We start from the raw sequence: 14,252 nt of genomic DNA on the forward strand, positions 1-14,252 counted from the left end.
GGTCCGGCCGGACATTGCAACACGGGTTGCGCTGGCGCCAACTCGTGCTCTTGCGGACGGTTGCTAATTTCGGGGGCATGACCCACCCGGACGACGGTGCCCGGCACCAGGGGCACGGCCTGCGCCGTGACCTGGACCTGCTGGAGGCGCTCGCCTCACCCGAGGCGCAGCGGGCCGGCGAACTGGGTGTCGTCCGCCTCGCCCAGCTCACCGGCCGGGAGAAGAGCCAGGTCTCGCGGGCGCTCAAGGCCCTCGCCGCGGAAGGCATCGTCGAACGCGACCCGGACACCCTGGGCTACCGGCTGGGCTGGCGGCTGTTCTCCCTGGTCGCCCGGACGGTCGAGGACCGGCTGGCCCGGACCGCCGAGCCGGTGATGCGGGAGCTGTCGGCCGAGCTCGAAGAGACCAGCCACCTCTGCGTCCTGCGCGATCAGGAGGTGCTCACGCTGCTGTCGGTGTCCGGGCACTCCTTCCGGGTGCACGGCTGGGAAGGCCGCGGGGTGCCGGCCCACTGCACGTCGGCCGGCCGCGTCCTGCTGCTCGACGCCACCCCCGACGAGCTCTACATCCGCTTCCCGGCACTGGCCGGCGACCGGCCACGGTCCGAAGTGCACTCCTTGCCCGAACTGTGGGCGAAGATCGAGCAATCCCGGCGGGACGGCTACGCCCGGGTCCGCGAGGAGTTCGAAGCGGGCCTGGTCGGGGTCTCGGCGCCGATCCGCGACTTCCGCGGCCGGGTCGTCGCCGCGCTGAACATCTCCGCCCCCGCCGAGCGGCTCGGCGAACACCTCGACACCGCGGGCCGGGTCACCGCGAAGGCGGCGGCGAAGGTGTCCGCGCACCTCGGCTGGGAAGGCCGCCCGAAGCCGCCGTCCGCGGCCCGCCTCACCTGAGCGGCTTATTCTGATCAACGCACCCGCGTGCCGAGGAAAGGAAGCTCGCTGTGACCGCCGAGCCGTTCGAGGTCAGCGTCACCGAAGCCGAGATCGCGGATCTGCGCGACCGGTTGCGCCGGACGCGGTGGCCGGAGCCCGAGCCGGTGGACGACTGGTCACAGGGGCTGCCGCTGGCTTATGCGCAGGAGCTTTGCCGCAGCTGGGCCGAGGACTACGACTTCGGGTTCGCCGATCGGCTGAACGTCTTCCCGCAGTACCGCGACACCGTCGACGGGCTGGGCCTGCACTTCCTGCACGTCCGGTCGCCGGAGCCGGACGCCTTCCCGCTGGTGCTCACGCACGGGTGGCCGGGTTCGGTGCTCGAGTTCCTGGACGTCATCGGCCCGCTCACCGACCCGCGCGCACACGGCGGGGACCCGGCGGACGCGTTCCACGTGGTCGCGCCGTCGTTGCCCGGGTACGGCTGGAGCGACAAGCCGTCGACGACCGGGTGGGGCGTCACCCGCATCGCGCGTGCCTGGGACACGCTGATGGTTTCGCTGGGTTACGAGCGGTACGGCGCACAGGGCGGTGACTGGGGGTCGGCGGTGTCCGGCGCGCTGGGCGAGGTGGCGCCCGAGCGGGTCGCCGGCGTGCACCTGAACCTGGGGTCCGTGGCGGCGGGCGCGTTCGACGACCCGACACCCGCGGAGCTGGCGAACCTTGCGGCCGAGAAGGAGTTCCAGCGCACCGGCCGGGGGTATTCGGCGATCCAGGCGACCCGGCCGCAGACGCTCGGCTACGGCCTCACCGACTCCCCGGCGGGCCAGGCCGCCTGGATCGCCGAGAAGTACCGGGCCTGGACGGACCACGAGGGCCGCCCCGGGGACGCGTTGCCACGGCAGAAGATCCTCGACGAGATCTCGGTCTACTGGTTCACCGCGTCGGCCACGTCGTCGGCGCGCCTGTACTGGGAGAGCTTCGCCCGCTTCCGCGACAAGGTCACCGCACCGTCCGGGCTGTCGGTCTACCCGCGCGACATCACCCGCCCGTCTCGGCGGGAGGCCGAGCTGCGGTTCACCGACCTGCGCTGGTTCGAGGAACTGCCGCACGGCGGCCACTTCGCCGCGCTGGAGCAGCCGGAATCGCTGGTCGAGCAGGTGCGCGGGTTCTTCCGCCTCGTCCGCTGACCGCCGGTTCCGGAGGGCCGGCCGTCACCCGGCCAGTTCCCGGGCGTGCTCCCGGGTTTCGTCGTTCATCGGGAAGAAGCATTCGATGCGCAGCTCCTGCAGGGTCACGTCCTGCGGGGTGCCCAGCGTGGTCACCGTGGAGAAGTAGGCGAACCGACGGCCACCCCGCTCGTACCGGATCGGCACGATCGGCAGGACCGGCGCCGTCGCGTCCAGCACCCGCAGGTGCGCCGGCACGTCCGGGTAGTCCAGCACTTCGTCGAGGATCCGCTGGGCTCGCTCGTCGAGGACGCCCCCGATCGCCTCGCGGCGGGCACGCCGCACCAATGCTTCGGCGACCTCCGGCCAGTTCGTCACGTGAGGTCGCACGCCGTCCGGGTGGAACATCCGGCGAAGCACGTTCGCCGGCTCCGGTGCGCTCGCCCGCTGCCCGTCCTGGAGGAAGGCGAAGAACCGGCGGGCGGCGGTGTTGGTGTGCCGGATGTCCCAGCTGCGGTCCATCACCAGGGCCGGGAACGGTTCCTGCTGGGCGAGGATGGTCTCCAGTGCGTCCCGCACCGCGGCCAGCCCCGGTGCGTCCAGTTCGGACTCCGGGTATTCCGGGGCGAAGCCGGCGCTGAGCAGCAGCGTGTTGCGCTCGCGCAACGGGACGTCGAGCACCTCCGCGAGCTTCAGCACCATGGCCCGGCTCGGGTTGGCCCGTCCCGTTTCGACGAAGCTCAGGTGGCGGATCGACACGGCGGCCTCGGCGGCCAGCGCCAGCTGGCTCAGCCGCCGGGTACCGCGCCAGGTTTTCAGCAGGAGACCCACGTCAGGCACCCGTCGAGTATCCCGTCTTCCAGGCGTGCGGCACCACCGCGTCCTCCAGCGGCGGCCCGGCGAGGTTGGCGGTGTAGTTCGTCATCGCCGAGATCGCCACGCCGGTGATCACTTCGAAGACCTGTTCTTCGGTGAAGCCCGCCGCCTTGAACGCCACCACCTCCGCGTCCTCGACGTGCCCCTTCCGCTCGATCAACGACCGGGTGAACTCCGACAACGCCGCCATCCGCTCGTCCGCGGGTCGCTCGCCCTGCCGGATCGCCTCGACCACGGCGGGTTCGACGCCGTCCTGCAGCGACTCCAGCGTGTGGAACGCCACCGCCCACGCACTGCGGTTGGCGACGGCGTTGGACAGCAGCAGGACCTGCCGTTCGTCCGGGCCGAAGGTGCCCCCGCCCCGGAAGTGGCCGAAGGCGGCGAAGAAAGTGTTGATCAGTGCCGGCGAGTGGGCCATCAGGCCGGCCGCGGCGGGCACGAACCCGAAAGCGCCTTCGAGAACCCTGAGCGGCTCCTTCGCGGTTTCGTCGGCGGTGTCTGCGGTGTGGAGCTGGTAACTGGTCATGGTCGGTGAGTCAACGCCACCGGGTGCGGCAAACCAATTCCCTCGGAGGTAAACGTCCGCGTGCGTGCGGCGTGCGGTCGTCCGACGATAGCCGTCAGCCCGCCGCACCGAGAATCGTTTCGGCCACCACCTCCGGTCGCACCAGCGGAACGGCGTGCGTGGACTCGACCTCCACGACCGTGGAGCCGGCCCGCTCGGCCATCCACCGTTGGGCCTCCGTGGGAATGGAGTTGTCCCGAGTGGACACTACGGCCCACGACGGCCGTTCGTGCCAGCTGGCGGCGTCCGCGAAGCTGCCGTCCAGGGTGACCGGATCGAAGGGTCTCTGGGCCGCGGCAAGGATCTTCCGGTCACGCGCACTGGCGTCACCGGCGTAGACCTCCCCGAACTTGTCCGGCCGGAGGTAAACTTCCGCGCCGCCGGGGTACTCCCGCACGACCAGGTTTTCCGGGATGAGCAGGCTGCCCGGGAACTTCCCGTTGAGCGCACCCGCCGTCTCCCCCGCATCCTGCTGGAACGCCGTGACGAACACGAGCGAGCGGACGGCTTCGGTCAAGGCGGCGGGAGCCGAGATCACCGACCCGGCGTAGGAGTGGGCGGCGACCACGAGCGGGCCGGTGAGCGTGCCCAGGAACTGCCCGAGGTAGGCGATGTCGCCGTCGAAGCCGCGCATCGGCAGCGACGGCGCGATGACGGTGTGCCCGGCGTCCTGCAGGCGAACGGAGACCCGGCGCCACACCGAAGCATCGGTCAGGGCGCCGTGGACGAGGACGAAGGTCGGCTGGTTCATGCCCTCAGTCTCGGCTCCGCGTGCTGTTCGCGGACAGTGGCAGTCCTGCCGGCTATCGAAAGCTTCCTGCCAACAGGGTCAGACGCCGTCGAAGGTGAAGGACCGCCGGTGTTCGCGGGGCGAGACGTTCGTCGCACGCCGGAACTGCACCCGCAGGTTGGCCGCCGTGCCGAAGCCGACGCGCCGCGCGATGTCCTCTATGGACAGTACCGAGTTCTCCAGGAGTTCCTTGGCCCGCGCGATGCGCTGGTCGCGCAGCCAGGTCAGCGGTGGCACCCCGGCCTTCTCGCGGAAGCGCCGGTGGAACGTCCGCTCCGCCATGGCGAACCGGGTGGCCACGTCCTTCACCGACAGGGGCTGCCCCAGCGACACGAGCATCCACTGCTGGGCCCGCGCGATGACGTCGTCGCCGGGCGGGACGACCGCCTGTTCCACGAACTGCCGCTGCCCGTCCGCCGGGCGCGGCGCCATCACGATGCGCCGCGCGATGTGCCGCGCGGCCGCCGGGCCGAGGTCGGTGTTCAGCAGGTGCAGGCACAGATCCACGCCGGCGGTCACGCCGCCGGAGGTGAGCACCGGCCCGGTGCCGGCCACGAGCACCGACTGGTCGACCGTGAGCGCGGGGAACCGTTCGGCGAGCTCGGCGCACAGGGACCAGTGGGTGGTCACGGTCAGGCCGTCGAGGACACCGGCCCGCGCCAGGGCGAACGCCCCGGAGCAGATGGACACCAGCCGGACGCCCCGCCGGTGCGCACCGGCCAGTGCCCGCAGCAACGACCCGGGCAGCTCCCGCTCCACGGCGTCGGCGTAGCCCGGCACGACGATCGTCTCCGCCCGGCGCAACAGCTCCAGCCCGCCGTCCGGGAGCACCGTGGTTCCCCCGGCCACCGGCACGGCACCACCGCCCACGGACACCGTCACCAGGTCGTAGGCCTCCGGCGCCTCCCGGCCGAACACGTGCACCGGGATCGCGTAGTCGAGGGGCAGGACGTGCTCGAGCAGGACGACGACCATCCGGTGCCGAGACATGGCGGCCTCCTATCGATCCGTGGCGATCCTGCCAGCTGTCACCGCAGTTCGCGGAAGAACTCGGTGATGTCACGGGCGAGCAGTTCGGGTTCCTCGTAGGCGGCGAAGTGGCCACCGCGGGGCATGGTCGTGTACCTGGTCACGTGGTAGGTGCGCTCCGCCCAGCTGCGCGGTGGTTGGCCCAGGTCGGCCGGGAACAGGGCGACGGCGGTCGGCACGTCGACCCGCTCGACCCGGCGCGTCAGCTTCTCGCCGTACTCGTAGTACGGCCGGAACGAGGTCGAAATGGTGTTGGCGAACCAGTAGAGCGACGCCTGCGTCAGCAGGAAGTCGTCGCTGAACCGCGAGGACACGTCACCGCCGCAGTCGCTCCACGCGCGGTACTTCTCCAGGATCCAGGCCAGCAGCCCGGCCGGCGAGTCGGCCAAGCCGTAGGCCAGGGTGAGCGGCCGGGTGCTCTGCTGGTGCTGGTAAGCGCCTTCCTGCGCCGACCAGGCCGCCACCGAGTCCAGGTAGGCCCTCTCCGCCGCGGTGAGGCTCTCGTCGTCGTAGGCGACCGGGCCGGCGACGGCCATCAGGTGGATCCCGAGCAGGGCCTCGGGATGGGCTTCGGCCAGCCGGGAGGTGATGCCCGCGCCAAGGTCTCCACCGTGCGCCGCGTACCGGGTGAAGCCGAGTTCCTCGCGCATGAGCAGGTGCCACAGTTCGTGGGTCTGCACGGGATCCGTGAGCGACGGACGTTGCGGGGAAAAGGCGAAGCCGGGCAGCGACGGGACGATGACGGTGAAGGAATCCGCCGCGGAACCACCGTGCTTCGACGGCGTGGCCAGCCGCCGGGCGAACTCGGTCAGCTCCAGGAACGAGCTGGGCCACCCGTTGGTCAGCACGATCGGCAAGGCGTCCGGGGCTTCGCCGTCGAACCGCAGGTAGTGCACCGGCGTCCCGGCGATGTCCGCGACCCGGTGGGGAAGGGCGTTGATGGCGGCTTCGTGCGCTCGCCAGTCGTAGCCGGACGCCCAGTAGCCGACCAGCCGCCGCAGCTCATCGGGATCGGTGCCCGCCGACCAGCCGGCGACCGGCCACCGAGCCGGCCACCGCGTGCCGGCCAGCCGAGTGCGCAGCTCGCCGAGTTCGGCATCGGTGACCGCGAGCACGGGCCTATCGGACATGGTGTTCTCCTTGCGTTCGCGGAAAGCCGTCCGGGCCGGGCCGCTCGACAGCCGGGTCGATGGCCGCCCGGGCCGCCTCCCGGGACCGCGGTCCGGTCGCCAGCAGTGCGTGCATGATCATCCCTTCGAGCAGCGCGTCCAGGCGTGCGGCGGCTTCCGCGCCGACGAAGCGGGCCAGCGCCTCTTGGCTGCTCCTCGTCCACGCCTCGGCCAGCACGCGGAGCCCGGGGTCGCGCAGGGCCGCCAGGTGCAGCTCGAACCCGAGCACCGCACTGCGCTGCCGGGCCGGGCTCGCGTGGACGAGGTCGACCAGCACCTCGACGAACTCCTCGCGGGTCCCGACGTCGTCGAAGAGCCGCTCGAACACCGCGGTCTGCAGCTCGACGAACCGCGCGAACGCTTGCGCCTGCAGCTCGGCCAAGCCGGCGAAGTGGTAGGTGACCGAACCGAGCGGCACGTCGGCCCGGGCGGCGACGTGCCGGTGCGTCATCCCGGTCATCCCGCGCTCCACCAGGACATCCAGCGCCGCGTCGAGAATGCGGATCCGGCGGCCGGGATCATGCCGGCGGGGCCGCCGGCCGCCGGTCCGGTCCCGGGCTCCGGAGTGGGTCATAAGAACAAATGTACACACCGCCGCCGTCGGCCGCCTCGGGAGACCGGGGCGCCGGGCCGACGAGTTCGGCGGTGACGTCCCAGAGCCGGGCGGCCAGCTCCTCGTCGAGACCGTTCCTGCCCGGCCGGCCGACGGCCGGAGAGCCGCGAAGGCCGCCGAGACCGCCGGGCCCGACGTAGGCGTTGCCGGGAACGTCCTGCGTCGCGGCGTAGAGCAGCGACAACGCACCCTGCTCGGGCGAGTTGGTGAGGAACGGGACGCGGTTGACGATGTCCGACCGCGAGTGCGCGGCCAGGCCGGTGCGGGCGATCCCCGGGCTGGCGAGCACCGAGCGGACCACGCTGCCCCGGGCGTCCAGCCGGCGCTGCAGCTCGAGGGAGTGCAGCACGACGGCGAGCTTGGACGCCCGGTAGGCGGCCATGCTGTGGTACGGACGGGTGCGCCAGTCCAGGTCGGCCAGGTCTATCCGGCCCTGGCGGTGCAGCTGGCTGGTGACGTGCACCACCCGGTCGGTGACGTGCTCGAGCAGCAGGTTCGTCAGCACGAACGGGCCGAGGTAGTTGGTCGCGGTCTGCCGGTCGAAGCCGTCCGCCGTCCGCGCGGCGGGGGTGTCCATGACGCCGGCGTTGTTGATCAGCACGTCGAGGTCACCCGTCCAGGCGGCGGCGAAGGCCCGCACCGAACCGAGGTCCGCGACGTCCAGCGGCCGGACGTCGAAGCGGCCGGGCAGCCCGGCGACAGCCCGCCGTCCCCGGTCGAGGTCGCGCACCCCGAGCACGACCCGGGCTCCGGCCCCCGCCAGCGCGCGGGCCGTGATCAGGCCGAGCCCGCGGCCGGCGCCGGTGATCACCACGGTCCGGCCGGTCTGGTCCGGGATCTCGTTTTCTGTCCACTGAGTCATGTCTCCAGTGAACGGACCGCGGCCCGGACGAGGAAGGACCCGCTCAGCCACTGACCGGCAGGTCGTGGTTGAGCGACGCCGGCGTGGCGACAATGAGGTCATGGACAGCACGTTCGACGCGGCCACTCTCGGCGCCTTCCTGCGCACCCGGCGGGCGGCGCTGCAACCGGAAGACGTCGGGCTCCGGCGCGGGCACCGCCGGCGCGCACCGGGCCTGCGCCGGGAAGAGGTCGCGCAGCTGTGCAGCATGTCGGCGGACTACTTCGCCCGCCTCGAACGCGGCGACGGGCCGCAGCCCTCCGAGCCGATGCTCGCGGCCGTCGCCCGGGGGCTGCGGCTCACCCCCGGCGAACGTGATCACCTGTTCCTCCTGGCGGGCTACCGCACGGCTCGCCGCGACCTGCGGGCCGGGCACGTGAGCCCCGGCCTGATGCGCGTCATGGACCGCATCGCCGACACCCCGGCCCAGGTCATGGGGCCGCTGGGCGAGACGCTGCTGCAGACGCCGTCCGCGGTCGCGCTGCTGGGCGAGCAGACGCAGTACACCGGCCACGCCCGCAGCGCGCCGTACCGCTGGTTCACCGATCCGGCCGCCCGCGAGCGCTACCACCCCGGCGACCACGCGCGGACCAGCCGCGTCAACGTCGCCCAGCTGCGCGCGGCGGTCACCCGCGACGGCCCCCGTTCGCCCGCCGCAGAGCTTGTCGCGGCCCTGCGCGGCACCGGCGACGAGTTCGACGGGCTGTGGGAACGTCACGAAGTGGGCCTCCGGCTCAGCGAGACCAAGCGGTTCGTCCACCCCGAAATCGGCCGGCTCGACCTCTACTGCCAGCTCCTGCTCGAGCCCGACGAGGGCCAGTCGCTGCTCATCTTCACCGCCACCCCGGGTACCGAAGACCAGGAAAAGCTCGCGCTGCTCACGGTGGTGGGCACCGAGGAGTTCTCCGTCGGAACCGAGTGATACCCGGCCGGGCGTGCGTGCTTTTGTTGTGCTGAAAGAAAATTCGCCGCTCGCGTGATTTCGGGAGGCGGTGGATCGGCAGCCGCCGTTCGTTCCCGTCGCGGGAACGTGCGGCGCCGCGGTCGTCGTGTAGAGTGAGTGGTGTCCGAGAGTATTTCGTGCGCAAGTGGTCGAACCTGCGCCGTCCTCGGCCTCCTCATCCGGCCGTTCACCGCGCCATATCAGCGGCTGAAGCCGGTGGGGACCCAGCACCGGCGACAGCGCACCGCTCTCCGCGGCGCACCGCCGGCCGCGCCACCGCCCGGTGGCGCCCACGAAAGGACCCCCGATCAGCACTTCCACCATGGACAGCTCGCTGTTCAGCCACCCCGCCGCCGAAGAACCCCACCCCGAAGCGCTCACCGCGCCCCAGGAGAGCCGGTACGGCAGCCTCTTCCTCCAGCCGGTGTACACGCCGGAACCGGCACCCGGCGCAAACCGGCGGCCGGAAGCGGCGAACGCCCGGGCGCACGACCCGTCCGGACGCCGCAGCCGCCGATGACCCCGTAGCCGGCGGAGCGCGACCGCGGCCGGCGCCGCGCGTGCCCCCTCAGCCGGCCGCTCACCGGAGCGCCACGCAAATGTCCGGGTGGCGGGCTCGTAGCGGCCGGGCAGCCCGGCGGGTTACGTTGGTCGTCGCGATGGTTGAAAAGGCAGCCGTCTTCCCGCAGCCACCCAGGGAGACCGGCATGAGCAGTGACCAGGACTGGCAGCGCGACAAGGAAGCCTTCGCGTCCGACCGGCCGGCCACCGGCCCCCTGGTCCGGCAGTTCGCGGAGCTCACCCGCACCCTGCTCGCCGCTCCCACCGTGGAAGACGTGCTGCACCGCGTGCTCGAGGCCACGACGGTGATGGTCCCGGCCGCCGACCTCGCCAGCTTCACCCTGCTCAGCACCGACGGCCACTTCCACACCCCCGCCGAGACCGACGAGGTCGCCACCGAACTCGACCAGCTGCAGTACCGGTTCCGGGAAGGCCCCTGCGTCGAATCCGCCGAGCCCGGTGGCCCGGCGGTGGCGATCGCCCCGGACCTGACCGCCGAACCGCGCTGGCCCAGATGGGCCCCGGCCGCCGCGCGGCTCGGGATGGGCTCCGTCCTCTCCACCGCCCTCATCAGCGGACCGCCCGGCGGCGAGTCCAGCGGCGCCCTCAACGTCTACTCGCGCTCCCGGCACGGGCTGGACGCGGCCGACCGCGACGTCCTGCTGCTGCTGGCCACCCACGCCTCCCTCGCCGTGGCCGCCACCGACGCCGTGACGCGCGCGGAACTGCAGGCCGCGCACCTGCGCAAAGCCATCGACAGCCGCGACGTGATCGGCCAGGCCAAGGGCATCATCATGGCGCGCCGAGGCGTCTCCGCGGACGCCGCCTTCGACGTCCTGCGGCGGACCTCCCAGGACCTCAACGTCAAGCTCGCCGACCTCGCCCGGACGCTGGCCGGGCGGCACACCGAGATCGACCTGCCCACTCGCTGACGGCCGCGTATCCGCCGGTCCCACCCGCTACGACACCAGGTCGCGAGCCCGTTCGTGTAATTCACACGATCAGGGGTACCCGGTAGTCATGACTGTCTGTGCTCCCGACCACGCGTCGGCGAACGACGCGCTGACCGTCCCGACGCCGCGACGGTCGAACGAATACGCCCACTGCGCTCCCCTCTTCGCCGAGCGCAGCCGCCTCGACGCCGAAGACCCCCGTCGCGCCGCGCTGCGTGAGCGGCTGATCACCGAGCACCTCCCGCTCGCCGAGCACATCGCGCGGCGGTTCAGCGGCCGCGGGGAACCCTTCGAAGACCTGCTGCAGGTCGCGCGGACCGGGTTGATCCGCGCGGTCGACCGGTACGCCGCCGACCGCGGCAGCGACTTCGTCTCGTTCGCCGTGCCGACCATCATGGGCGAGGTGCGGCGGCACTTCCGCGACGTCGGCTGGTCGATGCGCGTCCCGCGGGCGCTGAAGGACCTGAAGCAGAAGCTCGCGAAGGCGAGCGACGTCCTGGCGCACGAACTGGGCCGGGCCCCCACCCCCAGCGAACTCGCCCGCCACCTCGACCTGGACATCGAGACCGTCCGAGAAGGACTGCTCGCCGCCCAGGCCTACCGCGCCACGTCCCTCGACACCCCCGCGCGCGAGGGCGAAGACGACTTCGCCGCGGCCGGCCGCCTCGCCGAGGACGACAGCGGCTTCGAGCGGTTCGAGAACCACATCGCCCTGCGCGCGGCGATGGCCACCCTGGAGCCCCGGGAACGCGCCATCGTCAAGATGCGGTTCGCCGACGAGCTCACCCAGAGCCAGATCGCCCAGCGGATCGGCGTTTCGCAGATGCACGTCTCCCGCCTGCTGGCCAAGACCCTGGAGCAGCTGCGGCAGCACATCGACGCCGGCTGACAACCGGAGGCGGTTCACACCCCGGCAACCGGGTAACCAGGCCCCCGACGACGGCTCCCCGAAACGGACGGGGAGCCGCGGATCAGGAAGGGCCCCGCCCCGATGCCGATCGAACAGCAGACGACGCACCTCGACGACTCGCTGCGCGTGCTCGCCCTCGAAGTCGCCGACGACCTCGCCGAGCTGGCCACCGTGCGCGCCTGGGCCGAGCGGTTGCTGCAGGATCTGCCCGAAGACCAGCGGGTCGACGCCCTCATGGTGGTCGACGAACTGACGTCGAACGCGCTCCGGCACGGCAAGCCACCCCGGCAGGTGCGCCTGCTGCGCAAACGCGACTGGCTCTCGGTGGAAGTCGACGACGCCTGCGTCGACCCGGCCTGCCCGCGGCCCCCTTCCTCCGACGGCGGGCACGGGCTCAAACTGGTCGCCGCGATGAGCGCGTCCTGGGGTCAGTGGCAGCGGCCCACGGGGAAGACCGTGTGGGCCGAGCTCGACCTCACCCGCGCCGCCTCGCCCGGTCACCCGCGCTGAGCGTGCGCGCCCACCGCCTCGCGCGGGTCAGATCCGGTACGAGCGGGTCGCGAACGTCAGGCCGCTGGAGTAACCGCCCCACCGGACCGAGTCCGGCCGGGGTCCGTCCAAAGCGGACAGTGGGAAGTCGGGGCTGCGCGCGGCCAGGAGCAGGTGCGCGGGCGCCGGACCGCGGACCGTGAGCGTCAGCTCGGCCCCTTCCGGCGGTGGCGCGGACAACGTCAGGCCCCACCGCCAGCCGGTGGTCGTGGACGGCCGGTTCGTTCCGCCGGGGAACGTGGTTCCCCCCACCTCGGCCCGGACGACCGGGGCGCCGTCGGTGGCGGAGTAGATCGTCAGCTGGGTGGGCCGGCCGGTGACCGAGATGTGCAGCCGCACGGTTCTCAGGTCGCCGTCCGCGGACTCCCCCAGCACCTTCATGGCGGCTTCGGGCACCGTAACCACTGGGGCCGGCCCGCTGCGCGTTCCCTCGGACCCGTACAACGCGGGAAACCGTTGCTCGACACCGGGATCGTCGGCCGGGGCGTGCTCGCGGGCCCACTCGCCGGAGCCGTCGCCCTCGCTGGCCCAGATCGCCTCGTGCCGGTCGGCGTCCAGCGCGTACACCAGGCTCACCTGCGCGGGGTCCGGTGCGCCGGGCTGGTCGGCCACGGCGTCGGAGACGACCAGGCCGGTGGCCGTCAGTGCCACGACGGCCGCCGCGGCGAGCACCGGCCGGGTGCGCGGCGGGGTGCGCCACGCCGGGAACACCGTCACCGCGGCCAGGCCGAGCAGCAGCAGCGGGACGGCGGCGAGCGCGAGCCCCACCGTGCCGAACAGCAGCCACACGAGCGGGACCAGCAGCAGCACGGCAGGCACGCCGGACAGCCAGGCGACCGCGGGCCGCCACGGTGAGTCCACCGGCACCCGGGCCGTCACGACCAGCCCGGCCGCCCCGGCGAACGCGGGCCACGTGAACAGGTAAGCCGCGCCGGGCACCAGTACCGCGGCCACCACCGCGAGCACGGCCATGACGAACAAGCCACCCGCCGCGAGCTCCGCCGGCCGGCCGCGGCGGCGGGCGAACCACACCAGCCACAACGCCGCCGGCACCAGAACCAGCAGCACCAGACCGGTTCTCGCGAGCACCACGGAATAGGGGTCGCCGCCGAGGAACCGGCCGTTGCCCGGGCCGGTGAGCACCACGGCCTGCCACGCGAGCCAGCCGATCGCCGCGCCGGCGACCGGCACCAGCAGGGCCGCGGCGGCGCAGCGCGCGGTCCCGGCGAGGCGCAGCCGGCCACGGCGGCGGGCGAGCCACACCGCGACCGCGGCCGCCAGCAGGGCGAGCGCCGCCAGCGGCAGGACCGCTCCGGAGGGGTAGTCCACCACGAGACCGAACACGGTGAAGTACTCCGACTCGCCCGCGCCGGCGAGTCCCGGAAGGTCGGCCGCCGCCAGCGTTCTCGTCGCGGCCAGCACCGTGTCCCCCATGTCCTGGAGCGCGGCGGAGTCCACATGGGACAGATCGTCCAGCTCGGAGTGGTACGGGGCGCTGCCGTCGATCATCGCGAAGTTCAGCCCGGTGTGCGACGCCCCGCGGAAGACGGTGAAATCGGTGTCGTTCGGCAGCAGCCGGTACACCTCGCGGGACAGCGACGTCGCCAGCGGCGCGCCGGCCCGCAACGCGGGCATGAGCGCGGCGCTGTGCGCGCCGGTCTCGAACATGATGGTCCGGCCCGTCGTGCCCCGGGCGTCCAGGTTCAGCACCACGTCGCGCGCCGGGTCGCCCAGCAGGCCGGCCCCGGCGAACGCCCGGGCGCCCAGCTGCCCGAACTCCTCGCTGTCGGTGAACACGAAGGTGACGTCGGCCCGCTGCGCCGGCACGGCGGTGAGCACCCGCGCGATCTCCAGCAGGGTCACGACCCCGGCCCCGTCGTCGGTGGCGCCGGGGCCGATCTCCACCGAGTCGTAGTGGGCCACCAGCAGGACGCGGCCCGTGTGCGCGGTCCCGGGCAGGGTGGCGGACACGTTCTGCACCCAGCCGTAGGCGTGCGCGGACTCCGTCCCGGCCACTCCCGCGCTCGTCCGCTGCACCGACGGCCGCAGCCCCAGCTCGGTGAGCCGGGCCACCAGCCGGTCCCGGACCTGCTCGTTGGCCGTTGATCCCGCCGGGTGCGGCCGCTGGGCGATCCGGTCCAGTTCGGCCCGCGCCCTGGTCGCGGAGAACTCCGTCGCCGGCGCGTCGGCGGGGCGCGGCTCGGGTGCGATCGCGCTGTAGAGCACGGAACCCACCGCGAGCAGCAGGACCAGCACGCCTGCGGCCCACGCGGGCCAGCCGCGTCGCACGGGCGAGCCGCCGCCGGTCCGCTCGCGCGGCGTGGCGGACTGGGGGTCGGGTTCCTTCAC

General features: G+C 72.8%; 15 protein-coding genes. 7 read left to right on the forward strand and 8 right to left on the reverse strand.

All coding sequences use genetic code 11. The features are described from left to right. Positions 1-77 precede the first annotated feature (77 nt). Positions 78-893 (forward strand): IclR family transcriptional regulator, encoded by an 816-nt coding sequence (locus ISP_RS31870; RefSeq protein ID WP_013227997.1) that lies wholly within the window; start codon positions 78-80, stop codon positions 891-893. Between the two features lie 50 nt (positions 894-943). Next, positions 944-2,065 carry an epoxide hydrolase family protein gene (locus ISP_RS31875; RefSeq protein WP_013227998.1) on the forward strand — a complete coding sequence of 374 codons (1,122 nt, stop codon included), beginning with the start codon at positions 944-946 and terminating at the stop codon, positions 2,063-2,065. 24 nt (positions 2,066-2,089) lie between these two features. Here the strand turns inward: ISP_RS31875 and ISP_RS31880 are convergent, their stop codons facing one another. The 7 genes from ISP_RS31880 to ISP_RS31910 all read right to left on the reverse strand — a co-directional run bounded on the left by ISP_RS31880 (position 2,090) and on the right by ISP_RS31910 (position 7,948). Continuing rightward, positions 2,090-2,884, reverse strand: coding sequence for a helix-turn-helix domain-containing protein (locus ISP_RS31880; protein WP_013227999.1), 795 nt, complete (start codon positions 2,882-2,884; stop codon positions 2,090-2,092). Next, positions 2,877-3,446 (reverse strand): carboxymuconolactone decarboxylase family protein, encoded by a 570-nt coding sequence (locus ISP_RS31885; protein WP_013228000.1) that lies wholly within the window; start codon positions 3,444-3,446, stop codon positions 2,877-2,879. The genes ISP_RS31880 and ISP_RS31885 overlap by 8 nt, the downstream gene beginning before the upstream one ends. Before the next feature lie 94 nt (positions 3,447-3,540). Then, entirely contained in the window at positions 3,541-4,236 is a 696-nt protein-coding gene (locus ISP_RS31890) for an alpha/beta fold hydrolase (RefSeq protein WP_013228001.1), read from the reverse strand. Positions 4,237-4,314: 78 nt separating this feature from the next. Then, entirely contained in the window at positions 4,315-5,265 is a 951-nt protein-coding gene (locus tag ISP_RS31895) for a GlxA family transcriptional regulator (protein ID WP_230468456.1), read from the reverse strand. 38 nt (positions 5,266-5,303) lie between these two features. After that, positions 5,304-6,434 (reverse strand): epoxide hydrolase family protein, encoded by a 1,131-nt coding sequence (locus ISP_RS31900; RefSeq protein ID WP_176742067.1) that lies wholly within the window; start codon positions 6,432-6,434, stop codon positions 5,304-5,306. Next, positions 6,424-7,047, reverse strand: coding sequence for a TetR/AcrR family transcriptional regulator (locus ISP_RS31905; RefSeq protein ID WP_013228004.1), 624 nt, complete (start codon positions 7,045-7,047; stop codon positions 6,424-6,426). Before ISP_RS31905 ends, ISP_RS31900 begins: the two co-directional genes overlap by 11 nt. Further along, entirely contained in the window at positions 6,992-7,948 is a 957-nt protein-coding gene (locus ISP_RS31910; protein WP_013228005.1) for an SDR family NAD(P)-dependent oxidoreductase, read from the reverse strand. Before ISP_RS31910 ends, ISP_RS31905 begins: the two co-directional genes overlap by 56 nt. Positions 7,949-8,048: 100 nt before the next feature. On the opposite strand from ISP_RS31910, the gene ISP_RS31915 reads away from it, so the two are divergent. The 5 genes from ISP_RS31915 to ISP_RS31935 all read left to right on the forward strand — a co-directional run bounded on the left by ISP_RS31915 (position 8,049) and on the right by ISP_RS31935 (position 11,864). Beyond that, positions 8,049-8,909, forward strand: coding sequence for a helix-turn-helix transcriptional regulator (locus tag ISP_RS31915; protein ID WP_013228006.1), 861 nt, complete (start codon positions 8,049-8,051; stop codon positions 8,907-8,909). 343 nt (positions 8,910-9,252) lie between these two features. Next, the gene (locus ISP_RS31920; RefSeq protein WP_013228007.1) at positions 9,253-9,450 is read left to right on the forward strand and encodes a hypothetical protein; all 198 of its coding nucleotides are present in this window, start codon (positions 9,253-9,255) and stop codon (positions 9,448-9,450) included. Between the two features lie 187 nt (positions 9,451-9,637). Further along, on the forward strand, positions 9,638-10,423 hold the full coding sequence (locus tag ISP_RS31925; protein WP_013228008.1) for a GAF and ANTAR domain-containing protein: 786 nt from the start codon (positions 9,638-9,640) through the stop codon (positions 10,421-10,423). Between the two features lie 88 nt (positions 10,424-10,511). After that, positions 10,512-11,333 carry a SigB/SigF/SigG family RNA polymerase sigma factor gene (locus tag ISP_RS31930; RefSeq protein ID WP_013228009.1) on the forward strand — a complete coding sequence of 274 codons (822 nt, stop codon included), beginning with the start codon at positions 10,512-10,514 and terminating at the stop codon, positions 11,331-11,333. Between the two features lie 102 nt (positions 11,334-11,435). Further along, positions 11,436-11,864, forward strand: coding sequence for an ATP-binding protein (locus tag ISP_RS31935; RefSeq protein ID WP_013228010.1), 429 nt, complete (start codon positions 11,436-11,438; stop codon positions 11,862-11,864). Between the two features lie 27 nt (positions 11,865-11,891). Here ISP_RS31935 and ISP_RS31940 read toward each other — a convergent pair whose 3' ends face one another. Continuing rightward, on the reverse strand, positions 11,892-14,252 hold the full coding sequence (locus tag ISP_RS31940) for a M20/M25/M40 family metallo-hydrolase (protein ID WP_013228011.1): 2,361 nt from the start codon (positions 14,250-14,252) through the stop codon (positions 11,892-11,894).

The sequence above is a fragment of the Amycolatopsis mediterranei genome, assembly GCF_026017845.1.
Classification (GTDB): domain Bacteria; phylum Actinomycetota; class Actinomycetes; order Mycobacteriales; family Pseudonocardiaceae; genus Amycolatopsis; species Amycolatopsis mediterranei.

What these genes read in the sequence shown, in the direction of transcription:
- ISP_RS31900 (WP_176742067.1), bottom strand. Translation starts at nt 6,434, where the DNA reads ATGTCCGATAGGCCCGTGCTCGCGGTCACCGATGCCGAACTCGGCGAG.
- ISP_RS31905 (WP_013228004.1), bottom strand. Translation starts at nt 7,047, where the DNA reads ATGACCCACTCCGGAGCCCGGGACCGGACCGGCGGCCGGCGGCCCCGC.
- ISP_RS31920 (WP_013228007.1), top strand. Translation starts at nt 9,253, where the DNA reads ATGGACAGCTCGCTGTTCAGCCACCCCGCCGCCGAAGAACCCCACCCC.
- ISP_RS31915 (WP_013228006.1), top strand. Translation starts at nt 8,049, where the DNA reads ATGGACAGCACGTTCGACGCGGCCACTCTCGGCGCCTTCCTGCGCACC.
- ISP_RS31910 (WP_013228005.1), bottom strand. Translation starts at nt 7,948, where the DNA reads ATGACTCAGTGGACAGAAAACGAGATCCCGGACCAGACCGGCCGGACC.
- ISP_RS31930 (WP_013228009.1), top strand. Translation starts at nt 10,512, where the DNA reads ATGACTGTCTGTGCTCCCGACCACGCGTCGGCGAACGACGCGCTGACC.
- ISP_RS31895 (WP_230468456.1), bottom strand. Translation starts at nt 5,265, where the DNA reads ATGTCTCGGCACCGGATGGTCGTCGTCCTGCTCGAGCACGTCCTGCCC.
- ISP_RS31870 (WP_013227997.1), top strand. Translation starts at nt 78, where the DNA reads ATGACCCACCCGGACGACGGTGCCCGGCACCAGGGGCACGGCCTGCGC.
- ISP_RS31935 (WP_013228010.1), top strand. Translation starts at nt 11,436, where the DNA reads ATGCCGATCGAACAGCAGACGACGCACCTCGACGACTCGCTGCGCGTG.
- ISP_RS31925 (WP_013228008.1), top strand. Translation starts at nt 9,638, where the DNA reads ATGAGCAGTGACCAGGACTGGCAGCGCGACAAGGAAGCCTTCGCGTCC.
- ISP_RS31885 (WP_013228000.1), bottom strand. Translation starts at nt 3,446, where the DNA reads ATGACCAGTTACCAGCTCCACACCGCAGACACCGCCGACGAAACCGCG.
- ISP_RS31890 (WP_013228001.1), bottom strand. Translation starts at nt 4,236, where the DNA reads ATGAACCAGCCGACCTTCGTCCTCGTCCACGGCGCCCTGACCGATGCT.